The sequence below is a fragment of the Ruminococcus sp. SR1/5 genome (assembly GCF_000209835.1).
GTDB lineage: Bacteria > Bacillota > Clostridia > Lachnospirales > Lachnospiraceae > Blautia_A > Blautia_A fusiformis.
Genome location: NC_021014.1, coordinates 3,325,447 through 3,337,543, shown reverse-complemented (window position 1 = coordinate 3,337,543; position 12,097 = coordinate 3,325,447). Strand labels below are relative to the sequence as shown.

Sequence of the window (12,097 nt, the reverse complement as noted above, 5' to 3'; positions counted from 1 at the left end):
GCGTTTTATGTTTTGGTTGAATATGTGTATTATATATGATTATATCAGGCAGTTCAAAAGAAAGATCAGTCGTTGTTGATCACAACGCCTTTCTGAAGCATGATGTTGGCATAAAGTGCTTTCTCACTTGTGGAGATGATGCAGTATGCAGTTTTTGCTTCGTCATAGAATGCGAAACGCTCGATGTTTCCGACAGCTTTTTCGCCACGCTCGTCATGCTTGGAAACGATTTCTTTATATGTATCCCAGATCGGTGTCTCCACATTATCGCCAGGCATTACTTCCATCAGGTTTACAGGATGTTCTACATAAGTATCCAGCGGGAAGAGCTTCAGGATGGCATCCAGGATCTCCGGAACGCCATGTCCGTCACAGCGGATGGTGATGGCATTTTTTCCCATGGATTCTACAGGGAAGTTTCCGTCAGCGATAACAAGACGGTCACTGTGTCCCATCTCACATAAAACCTTCAGTAATTCTGGTGATAAGATTTCTGGAATTCCTTTTAACATAGTTCATATCCTCCTAAGATCATTGTGTACTTACAGCATTTCGGAAATTACAGCATCAGGCTCAGGTGATCAGAACAGGATACATGGATTTCCGAAACTGTTATGACGCCGGTAGTATCAGACAGACCTGCCCGGCCACAGGCTTTAGAACTCTTGTTAATTAATCTAACGGTATTTGGTCTTCTTTTCAAGGGAATATTTTCCTGTAAATGATGAAAATTTTATGGTTGACAGAAAACGTATGGAGCGCTATGATGAACTCAAACAGAAACGTTTCGGTTTCTGGACCAAATGAGAAAATAATACAAAACAAACACAATGATTATGATTCCAAGGAGGAGAAGATTATGCCACTGGTTACATCGAAGGAAATGCTGTTAAAGGCACAGAAGGGCGGATATGCAGTAGGAGCATTCAACGCAGAGAATATGGAGATGGTGAAGGCGATCATCCAGGCAGCTGAGGAGCTGAAAGCACCGGTTATGATCCAGACAACACCTTCTACTGTTAAATATGGTACGGTTGAGACTTACGCTGCGATCGTAGCAGCAGAGGCGGCCAAGGCTTCCGTTCCGGTATGCCTTCATCTTGACCACGGCAGCAGCTTTGAGCTTGCGATGCAGGCAATGCATGCAGGCTATACTTCTGTGATGATCGATGGTTCCAAGCTGGATTTTGAGGATAATATCAGAGAGACCAGGAGAGTTGCGGATGTGGCAGCAGCCCTGGATATCCCATGTGAGGCTGAGCTCGGTAAGGTCGGTGGTAAAGAGGATGATCTTGAGGCTGAGGCAGACACTAATACCGACCCGCAGGAGGCGAAGGAATTCGTGGAGCGTACAGGTGTTACTTCCCTGGCAGTTGCCATCGGAACCGCACATGGTTTCTATGTGGGAACACCGGTTCTTGACAAGGAACGCTTAAGCGAGATCCGCGAAGTCGTAGATATCCCTCTTGTTCTTCACGGGGCATCCGGACTCAGTGATGAGGATGTCAGCGACTGTGTAAAACGTGGTATCTGCAAGGTTAACTTTGCAACAGAGCTTCGTGCTGCATATTCCAGGGCAGTGAAGGAGACCTTTGCAGAGAATGAGAACACCATCGATCCGAAGGCCTACGGAAAGAAAGCGATCCAGGCAGTGAAGGAGCTGGTTGAGGCGCGTATGAAGGTTTGCGGCTGTGATGGAAAGGCAGAATGATCTTCTGTAAAAAAACAGAAACGGAGTGATCAGTATGGCAGCAACCATGAAAGATATTGCCAGGCGGACCGGACTTGGGCTCGCAACGATTTCTTCTTATTTTAACGGCGGAAACGTAAGAGAAAAAAACAGAATAAAGATCGAGGAGGCCATTCAGGAGCTGCATTATGAGGTCAATGAGGTGGCCAGAGGGCTTAAGACTAATGCTACCAAGACCATCGGCGTGGTGATCCCGGAGCTTAACAATACCTTTTGCGCGGAGATCATCACAGGAATGGAGGATGTCTTAAGGAGTCACGGATATGCGACTATTGTCTGTGACTGCCGTACCGATAAGAGACTGGAGCGGGATGCAGTGGAGTTTTTAAGCCGGAAGCGTGTGGACGGGATCATCAGCATGCCGGTGGATGCGGAAGGCAATCATCTGAAAAAATTCCAGAAAACCGGAAAGCCCATCGTACTCATTGACCGCAGGATCCGGGAGCTTTCCTGTGACAGTGTTCTTGTAGACAACGAGAAGGCGGCTGAGGACGCAATGAGAGTTTTTTTTCAGGCAGGACACCGTAAGATCGGGATCATTGGCGGACCGGAGGAAATTTCCACAGCTCAGGAACGTCTCCAGGGGTACCGCAATGCATACGAAAAAGAAAATATACCGGTACGGGAATCTCTGATCTATCACGGCGATTATACCATTCAGGGCGGTGTGCAGGGAATTGAGAAGCTTGTTGCGGACAATCCGGATATGACGGCCGTGTTTGTTACCAACTATGAGATGACCATGGGGGCGGTGATCGGGATGAATGAGCTGGGTCTTAAGATCCCGGAACAGCTGTCTATGATCGGTTTTGACAATCTGCAGTTTGCCAGAGCATGCAATCCCAAGCTTACCATTGTGGCACAGCCTACACAGGGGATTGCCGGAGAAGTGGCGGGAATCATGCTGAAACGGCTGGAAGGGGCTGCAAGTGAAGAAACAGAACCGATCACGGAGAAGCTTGGCGCAGAGATCATCATGGGAAAATCCGTCCGTGTGCTGGACGAGAAGGAGAAGCTATAATGAAACCATATTTATTAGGTATTGATATCGGCACCAGTGCCTGTAAGGTTGCGGTTTTTGAAAAATCGGGAACGGTTGTGGCTGCGGCCAACGGCGATTATCCGGTTTACTATCCGAAGGAGGGCTGGGCAGAACAGGATCCGGAAGAATGGTGGAGTGCTGTCTGTCAGGCGGTAAAGAAGGCCATCCAAAAAGCGGGGATAGCACCTGAGGAGATCGCAGGCATCGGTATTGACGGCCAGAGCTGGTCAGCCATTGCCATGGATAAGGACGGAAATGTATTGACAAACACTCCGATCTGGATGGATACCAGAGCACAGTCTATCTGTGACAGATTGAATGAAGAGATCGGGGCAGAGCAGATTTTTGAAGTATCCGGTAATTCCCTTCAGCCGTCCTACACAACTGCAAAGATCCTCTGGTATAAAGAAAATCTCCCGGAGGTGTACCAAAGGATCCACAAGATCCTGCAGTCTAACAGCTACATTGCATATAAGCTGACGGGTGTGATGAGCCAGGATGTTTCCCAGGGCTATGGCCTGCATTGCTTTGACATGAGAAAGGCAGCCTGGGATGAGGATATGTGCAGAAAGCTTGGGATTCCCATGGAATTTCTTCCTGAGATCTGTGCCTGTGATCATGTTGTGGGAACTGTTACAGAGAAGGCGGCGGAGGAATCCGGCCTTGCTGTGGGAACACCGGTTGTTGCCGGTGGTCTGGATGCGGCATGCGGAACACTGGGGGCCGGAGTGATCCATCCGGGTGAGACACAGGAGCAAGGAGGACAGGCCGGCGGAATGAGCATCTGCATGGATGCGTACAAGGCAGATCCCAGACTGATCCTTGGCTATCACGTGGTTCCGGGACAGTGGCTCCTTCAGGGAGGAACCACCGGAGGTGGTGGTGTCATGCGCTGGTTTGAACGTGAGTTTGCAGATTATGAGCGCTCTGTAGCAGGGGAAAAAGGCTCTTCTCTGAACCAGCTCAATGAGATCGCGGAAAGGGTCGCACCAGGCAGTGACGGAGTGGTATTTCTTCCATATATGTCCGGTGAGCGTTCCCCGATCTGGAATCCCAATGCGAAGGGCGTATTTTACGGACTGGATTTTGCCAAGACCAAGGGACATATGGTGCGTGCCTGTATGGAAGGCGTAGCACTTTCTCTGAAACACAACCTTGAGGTGGCAAAGGAAGCAGGAGCAGATGTGGAAGTTCTCCGTGCAATGGGAGGCTCTGCAAATTCTCTTCTCTGGACACAGATCAAATCCGATATCACAGGAAAACCCATCGTAGTGCCATCCTCTGATACGGCAACAACACTTGGTGCAGCGATTCTGGCAGGTGTTGGTGTTGGAATGTATCGGGATTATGATGAGGCCATCCGTCTTACGGTAAAGGAAACAAGAAGACATGAACCGAACCCGGAAAACCGGGACGTTTATGAGAAAACCTATAAAACCTATTTAAATCTCTATAAATCTCTTGAACCTATGATGAGAAATGAGGAGGAAAAGTGATCATGAAAGCAGCAGTAGTAGTAGCAAATGAGGATGTTCAATATCAGGAAGTGGAAGAACCTCAGGTAACACCGGGCCATGTGAAGATCAAGGTAAGATATTCCGGGATCTGCGGATCTGATATCCCGCGTGTATTAAATCACGGCGTACATTTTTATCCCATCGTGCTTGGACATGAATTTTCCGGCGATGTGGTGGAAGTGGGAGAAGGCGTTACCAAGGTGAAGGTCGGAGACCGTGTATCCGGTGCACCACTTCTTCCCTGTATGAAATGTGACGACTGTCAGAAGGGTAATTTCTCTCTCTGCAAGCATTACAGCTTCATCGGTTCCAGAGAGCAGGGAGCAAACGCAGATTATGTAGTGGTTCCTGAGCAGAATGCAGTACCATTCGCAGACAATGTTCCATATGAGCAGGGAGCCATGTTTGAGCCTGCAACCGTAGCTATCCACGGTGTATTCCAGAACGATTACCACGGCGGTGAGTATGTGGCAATCCTTGGCGGCGGTACAGTTGGTATGTTCACCATGCAGTGGACAAAGATCTTCGGCTCCAAGAAGGTAGTGGTCTTTGATATCAGCGATGAGAGACTTGCTCTTGCAAAGCGTCTCGGCGCAGATGAGATCATCAACACAAAGGAAGAGGGATATATGGAAAAAGCCATGGCCATTACAGGTGGAAAGGGCTACGGCTTCGTATTTGAGACAGCCGGACAGGTTCCTACCATGCATATGGCATTTGAGCTTGCAGCAAACAAGGCACATGTATGCTTCATTGGTACTCCTCATGAAAACCTTACCTTTACACCGAAGGAGTGGGAGAACATGAACCGTAAGGAGTTCAAGCTTACCGGTTCCTGGATGTCCTACAGTGCCCCGTATCCGGGACGTGAGTGGGAGCTGACGGCGCATTATTTTGCAACCGGCCAGCTGAAGTTTGACCCGGGCTTCATCTATAAGAAAATCCCGATGAGCCAGGCACAGGAGGCCTTCCAGCTGTTCAAGACACCGGGCCTTGTAAAAGGAAAGATCCTTCTTTCCAATGAGGAAGACTGATATGATCCTGACAGTAACCTTAAACGCTGCCATTGACAAGCGTTATGTAGTGGATGATTTTAAAGTGGGCGAAGTGAACCGTGTGCGTGAATGTACCTACGTTCCCGGCGGAAAGGGACTGAATGTTTCCAAGCCGGCGTCCATTTACGGTGCTGAAGTGGTTGCCACCGGCTTTGTAGGCGGCCACGCAGGCAATTATATAGAAGCTGCCCTGAAACCCTTTGGCATTAAGAGTGCTTTTTACCATGTAGAGGCGGAGAGCCGCTCCTGTATCAACATCTGGGATGAGGTGAATCATGTACAGACCGAATTCCTGGAGCCGGGATTTACACTGACAGAGGCAGATTTTGAGGGCTTTGAGAAAAAATTCCGCCAGCTTGTAAAAGACGCTTCTGTTGTGGCAATGTCCGGCAGCGTGCCGAAGGGACTTGACGGAAGTGCCTACCAGCGCCTTGTGAAGATTGTGAAAGACGCCGGAAAACCGGTGATCCTGGATACCAGCGGCAAGCTTCTGGAAGAGGGGATCAAGGCAGCACCGACACTGATCAAGCCTAACATTGATGAAATCCGTATGCTGACAGGCAAGCATTGTGACGATATCAACGATATCATTGAAGCAGCGAAAGCCATCCATGCCGGTGGTGTGGAGATCGTGGCGGTCTCGCTTGGAGCAGATGGTTCCCTGGCAGTCGGAGAGGAAGGGATTTTCCGTGCGGTGGTTCCGAAGATCGATGCGGTAAATACCGTAGGCTGCGGAGATTCCATGATCGCAGGCTTTGCCCTTGGATTAAGTGAGGGACTTTCCCTAGAAGAGACTCTGCAAAGAGCCAGTGCGATCTCAGCGGCGGCAGCCATGCGCGAGGAAACGGGCTTCTTTGTGATGGAGGATATGGAGGCTCTTCTTCCGAAGATCGAGATCAGGCGTTTATAAGATAAGCTTATAATAAGAAAATTTTTATAAAAAAGGAGATGTAAAGATGGCAGAAGTTATCAATCCGGCAATTGTGCCGAAAGTGACACTTCCTTCCGGCGAGCAGGTTCCGTGTGTCGGAATGGGAACATTCGGTTCCGACCGTGTATCCGCAGAGGATGTATCTGCAGCTGTTGCAGGCGCGATCCGCAGTGGCTACCGTATGTTTGACTGTGCCGCATGCTACGGAAATGAGCATGAGATCGGCCAGGTATTTAAGGACGCTTTTGACGAAGGTGTTGTAGAGCGTAAGGATCTTTTTATCATGACAAAGGTATGGAATGACATGCACAGAAGAGTAGAGGAAGCCTGTGACAAGAGCATTAAGGATCTTCAGTGCGATTATGTGGATATGTATTTTATCCACTGGCCATTCCCAAACTATCATGCACCGGGATGTGATGTGGATTCCAGAAATCCGGATTCCAAACCCTTCAGTGTGGAGGAGTTTATGGATACATACCGCCAGTGTGAGGCGTTGGTAGAAAAAGGAAAGATCCGTTACATTGGTATTTCCAATATGACCATTCCGAAGCTTGAGGCAGTTCTTCCGCTTATGAAGATCAAACCTGCAACCTGTGAGCTTGAGCTTCATGTATGCTTCCAACAGCAGGAGCTTTATGATTATCTGGTAGAGCATAACATCCAGCCGGTAGGCTATATGCCAATCGGTTCTCCACGCAGACCGGAGAGAGATATCTGCCCGGAGGATGTTGCGGATCTGGAGGTTCCGGAGATGCAGGCGATCGCAAAGGCACATGGTGTTCATCCGGCTCTGATCGCTCTGAAGTGGGCACATCAGAGAGGAGAGATCTCCATTCCGTTCTCTGTGCACAACTATGCAAGCAACCTGAAATGTGTCACAGAGGATCCCCTTACAGAGAAAGAAATGGCAACCATCGCAACTCTGGAAAAAGGCAACCGTCTTGTAAAAGGACAGGTATTTCTGTGGCATGGTGCCAGGGACTGGCATGACCTCTGGGACGAGGATGGCGTTATCGTAAAATAATAAAAATATGCAGGAAAATCCCGTGTTCCATATGTTGGATGCGGGATTTCTTTGTATTTAATTTGGACTAAGAAACTCCGTTGTAAATTTTAACCAAACATGTTAACATATAAAAAGAATTAACAGTTATTGTTCACAGAAAGGACAGTAATCTTACCAATGAAAATGACAGAGACGGGGGGAAGGATCTGTCAGGGGGATGTGCAATAAAAACAACAGAAACTGATCAGAGGGGGACAACAGAAATTATGTATCGTATTTTACTGGTAGATGATGAGATACTTGTTCGAGATGCGATCCGGGAGAATATTGACTGGAAAGCAATGGACTGTGAGCTGGTAGGAGACTGTGATAACGGGAAAGCAGCAGCGGAATTTGTGCAGAACCATCCGGTGGATATCGTGCTTACAGATATCCTTATGCCATATATGGATGGTATGGAACTGAGCCGTTTTCTCCATGATAATTATCCGGACATCGTGATCGTGATCTTCAGCGGATTCGGAGAATTCGAGTATGCCAAGAAGGCGATCCAGTATGGTGTCAGTGAATATATGCTGAAGCCGGTGACAGCCATGGAACTCAGAAATGTTATCGGAAAAATGAAAGAGAAGGTGGACCAGCAAAGAAAAGAAAAAGAGAAGCTGGAACGTCTGACACAGACTTCCGAGAATTATCAGAAAAACGCCATTGTGATCCGTTCCAGAGCGCTGCAGGGCTTTGTGGATAATATCAAGACACGGCAGGAAAGTCTGGAAGAGCTTGCAGCACTGGGAATCGATCTTGAGGCAGCATGCTATCGTGTGGCTGTTTTTGATCTGGATCTGTATTCGGATGGCAGTCAGCTTACTGCGGAGAAACGCCAGGAGAGTGCACTGATGTCTTTTGTCCTTTTTAATATCAGTGATGAGATCATCAGCAAAGAAAAAGCAGGAGTGGCATATCAGGCTGGAAATAACAAGGTCGGTGCTCTTTTCATGGGAAACCGTACCAGAGAGTTTGAACAGAAGATCATGGAGATCTGCAGGACGATCCAGGATAAGCTGAAGGAACTGATGTCGCTGGATATTTCTATCGGTGTGGGAAGCTGGGCCAGAACTCAGCAGGAGCTTCGTGCATCCCATGAACTTGCAGAGAAAGCTATTGAATATCGTTATCTTCTTGGAGGAAGCCTTCTTATTGATATGGAAGAACAGCTGGAGGAAAAAAATCTTTCCATTAAAGCTTATGTAGAGAAGCTGCCAGCTGCTCTGAAAGCGGGTAAAAAGGAAAACGCAGAGCATATTCTGGAACAGATCTCTTCTGAGATCAAGGAAGCGCGGGTGGATAAGAGTCGTGCCTGCGTGTATCTTCAGCAGATCATCCGTGCAGCAGATGAGACCTGTGAGGATATGGTTCCGGACAACAGGCTTTTTTCCAAAAGAGAAGCACTTCTGCAGCAGGTTACGGAGCAGAATTCTTTTGACAGTGCTGTTGAACTGGTCAGGAATCATATCGGAGAGATTTTCCAGACACTTTCCGATGCAAACAGCTCCAGCGGACAGCGTCAGGCCAGACTTGCCCTGGATTATATCCAGAAGAATTATATGGATCCGGATTTAAGCCTGAACAGTATCTGTTCCTATCTGAATATCAGTACAAGCTATTTCAGTACGATCTTTAAGGATCTTACGGGAGAGACTTTTACAGAGGTTCTGATCCGTACCCGTATGGAGAAGGCGAAGGAACTTCTGGAGAATACAACTATGAAGAATTATGAAATTGCCGAGAAAGTCGGATTTGCAGATCCCCATTATTTTGGGATCTCCTTCAAAAAAATGACCGGCTGCACACCAACAGAATATGCAAGGGAGAAACGTAAATGAGAGATATCCGGTTTGCGGCAAAGATCATAGGAAAATTTAAGAGTATCCAGAGTGCGATCTTTGCGGTAGTGACGGTGCTGCTTTTAAGTGCGGTGCTGGTCATAACAGGTGTTTCCATGAGATATACCCGCAATTCTATTTTTGAAAATTCTGCTGTCTACACCCAGAATATCGTGCAGCAGATGAATCAGAATATTGATTCCTATATTGATTACATGGAAAATATAGCCTATATGATCTCCAGTAACGAGGATGTACAGCAATATCTTTTTGGCGAAAATGTGGACAATGGAACAAGAGAGCGTCTGATCAATCAGTTCAAGACTATTCTGGATGGACGAAGTGATATCCGAAATCTTGGGATCATTGGAAGTAATGGACGGAAGCTGATCAACGACGGCAAACAGTCTGTGAATCCGGATCTGAAGCTTTCCACCCAGGAGTGGTATCTGGAAGCTTTACAGAAGCCGGAAGGCCCGCTTCTTACATCTTCTCATGTACAGCACATCATCAGCGGAGAGCGTCCGTGGGTGATCACTTTAAGCAGGGGAATCCGTAATTTTTCCAACAGTGGTGAGAAAGAGGGAGTCTTTTTTATTGATCTGAATTACAGTGCCATCAGTGAACTTTGTGATCAGAATACGATCGGGAAAAAGGGATACGCATTCATTCTGGATGAAAGCGGAAATATTGTATACCATCCCCAACAGCAGCAGCTTTACAATGAATTGCAGACTGAGAACATCGACCTGATCGTGAAATCAAAAGAAGATACGGTGCGTACCGAAAAGGGAAACAGAGGAAAGCTGTATTCCATTTCCAGATCAAATAAAACCGGATGGACCGTTGTGGGCTGTATGAGCGTCAGCGAGCTTCTGCGCAAAAGCAATCAGGCACAGAGTATTTATGTGCTTATTTCCGCACTTCTGATGATCGTGGCACTGCTTTTTTCCAGATTTCTGGCAAAGAGTCTTACATATCCTCTTCAGCGTCTCAGAGATTCCATGTCCAGAGTACAGGAAGGGCATTTTGACGGAGCAGATGTGGAGATCGATTCAGAGAATGAGATCGGAAGCCTGACGAAATCTTTCAATGTGATGACACATAGGATACAGGATCTTATGGAGCAGAACGTGAAGGAACAGGAAGCAAAGAGAAAAAGTGAGCTTAAGGCCCTTCAGTCCCAGATCAATCCTCATTTTCTCTACAATACCCTGGATTCGATCATCTGGATGGCAGAGGGCAGAAAGTACGAAGAGGTTGTTCTGATGACAGCATCCCTGGCGCGTCTTCTTCGTCAGAGCATCAGTAATGAAGATGAAGTGGTTCCTCTTGCAAGGGAAGTGGAGTATGCCAAGGGTTATCTTACGATCCAGAAGATGCGTTACAAGGACAAGCTGGAATTCGAGATCGATGTAGAACCTTCTATATTAAATATCCCTCTGATCAAGCTGGTTCTCCAGCCGATCATTGAAAATGCCATCTATCATGGACTGAAATATAAAGAGAGTAAGGGACTTTTGCAGGTAAAAGGCTTTATGAAGGACGGAAATGCAGTTCTTCAGGTGATCGACAATGGTGTAGGTATGGATGAGGAAACATTGTCACATATTTATGATAAGCATAAGGTGAATTATCATTCCAATGGTGTGGGTGTTTACAATGTACAGAAACGTCTGAAGCTTTATTATGGAGAAAATTACGGGATCACCTATGAAAGTGAAAAAGGTGTCGGAACCACTGCCACGATTACCATTCCGGGAATACAGGAGGAATCAATATGAAAAAACATAGAAAACTCCTGACTTTAGGAGTGGTCATCTGCCTTGTGGCGGGGCTTGTAGCCGGAATAGTCTATTATAAACAGGCAGAAGAAGAGAGAAAATTATCGCTGATCTATATTCCGAAGGTTGTGGACGGTACCAACGATTTCTGGACATCACTGATCCAGGGGGCGGAGATGGCTGCAAAGGAATATAATGCAGATATCCGCGTATGGGCACCTGAGGAAGAGAATGATGTGGATGGGCAGAACAAGCTGATCGAAAGGGCAACAGAAGAAAAACCGGACGCGATCCTGATCTCGCCGTCCAGCTTCACTGAATCCGACCAGCTTTTGAAGAAGGCAAAGGAACAGGGAATACATATCGCATTTATTGATTCCTACACACAGGAAGAGGTCCAGGATCTTACCGTTGCGACCGATAATCTGGAAGCGGGACAGATCCTTGGCAGGTTTGCGAAGGAGCTTGTGGGAACGGATGATCAGATTGCGATCGTTTCACATGTAAAGGGTGTATCTACGGCAGTTGAAAGAGAAAAAGGTTTCCGGACAGGACTTGGCAGTCTGAAGGATAATATCGTAGATGTGGTATACTGTGATTCTCAGTATGACAAGTCCTATGAGCTTACAAAAGAGCTGATGAAAAATATCCGGATCTCAAGATGATCGCGGGAATGAATGAATATTCCTCTGTAGGTGCTGCAAGAGCAGTAAAGGCAGCAAAAGCAGAGAATCGGATCAGGGTGGTGGGAGTAGACAGCTCACAGGAGGCCGTCCAGCTGATGGAACACGGAATCTTCCAGGGAATCGTTGTACAGAAGGCATTTAAAATGGGGTATGTGGGTGTTCGGGAAACTGTTAAGATGCTGCGTGGAGAAGACTATAAGAAGAATATTAATTCCGGGTGCCAGCTTGTGACTCCTGACAATATGTATACCAGTGAGATCGAAAAACTGCTTTTTCCGTTTAATACGTTAAAAACATATGGTGATCTTACACCGTAAATAGTCATAAATGTACAAAGAAAAGGGTTAAATATTTACCATACAGTAAATATTTAACCTTTTTTGCAAGATATTCTATTACAATTATTGATTTTTGACGGTATTATAATAACCAAGAAAACA

9 protein-coding genes and 1 pseudogene are annotated in these 12,097 nt (G+C 46.9%); 9 read left to right on the top strand and 1 reads right to left on the bottom strand.

Translation table 11 applies throughout. The features are described 5' to 3' along the window. Window positions 1-65: 65 nt before the first annotated feature. Complete coding sequence (locus CK1_RS16700) at window positions 66-512, bottom strand: RbsD/FucU family protein (protein WP_015527311.1); 447 nt, start codon at window positions 510-512, stop codon at window positions 66-68. 347 nt (window positions 513-859) lie between these two features. On the opposite strand from CK1_RS16700, the gene CK1_RS16695 reads away from it, so the two are divergent. The 9 genes and pseudogenes from CK1_RS16695 to CK1_RS16655 all read left to right on the top strand — a co-directional run bounded on the left by CK1_RS16695 (window position 860) and on the right by CK1_RS16655 (window position 11,974). Continuing rightward, on the top strand, window positions 860-1,711 hold the full coding sequence (locus CK1_RS16695; protein WP_015527310.1) for a class II fructose-bisphosphate aldolase: 852 nt from the start codon (window positions 860-862) through the stop codon (window positions 1,709-1,711). A 34-nt stretch (window positions 1,712-1,745) separates the two neighbouring features. After that, entirely contained in the window at window positions 1,746-2,771 is a 1,026-nt protein-coding gene (locus CK1_RS16690) for a LacI family DNA-binding transcriptional regulator (RefSeq protein WP_015527309.1), read from the top strand. After that, a complete protein-coding gene (gene xylB / locus CK1_RS16685) occupies window positions 2,771-4,288 on the top strand; it encodes a xylulokinase (RefSeq protein WP_015527308.1) in 1,518 nt (505 codons plus the stop codon). Before CK1_RS16690 ends, xylB begins: the two co-directional genes overlap by 1 nt. Window positions 4,289-4,290: 2 nt before the next feature. Beyond that, window positions 4,291-5,343 carry a galactitol-1-phosphate 5-dehydrogenase gene (locus CK1_RS16680; RefSeq protein ID WP_015527307.1) on the top strand — a complete coding sequence of 351 codons (1,053 nt, stop codon included), beginning with the start codon at window positions 4,291-4,293 and terminating at the stop codon, window positions 5,341-5,343. Window position 5,344: 1 nt separating this feature from the next. After that, window positions 5,345-6,274, top strand: a complete 930-nt coding sequence (pfkB, locus tag CK1_RS16675; protein ID WP_015527306.1) for a 1-phosphofructokinase — start codon at window positions 5,345-5,347, stop codon at window positions 6,272-6,274. 46 nt (window positions 6,275-6,320) lie between these two features. Further along, window positions 6,321-7,322 carry an aldo/keto reductase gene (locus CK1_RS16670; RefSeq protein WP_015527305.1) on the top strand — a complete coding sequence of 334 codons (1,002 nt, stop codon included), beginning with the start codon at window positions 6,321-6,323 and terminating at the stop codon, window positions 7,320-7,322. Between the two features lie 248 nt (window positions 7,323-7,570). Next, window positions 7,571-9,187 carry a response regulator gene (locus CK1_RS16665; protein ID WP_015527304.1) on the top strand — a complete coding sequence of 539 codons (1,617 nt, stop codon included), beginning with the start codon at window positions 7,571-7,573 and terminating at the stop codon, window positions 9,185-9,187. After that, the gene (locus CK1_RS16660) at window positions 9,184-10,971 is read left to right on the top strand and encodes a cache domain-containing sensor histidine kinase (RefSeq protein ID WP_015527303.1); all 1,788 of its coding nucleotides are present in this window, start codon (window positions 9,184-9,186) and stop codon (window positions 10,969-10,971) included. The genes CK1_RS16665 and CK1_RS16660 overlap by 4 nt, the downstream gene beginning before the upstream one ends. After that, window positions 10,968-11,974: pseudogene (locus CK1_RS16655) on the top strand (substrate-binding domain-containing protein). Before CK1_RS16660 ends, CK1_RS16655 begins: the two are co-directional and overlap by 4 nt. The last annotated feature ends 123 nt before the right edge of the window (window positions 11,975-12,097 follow it).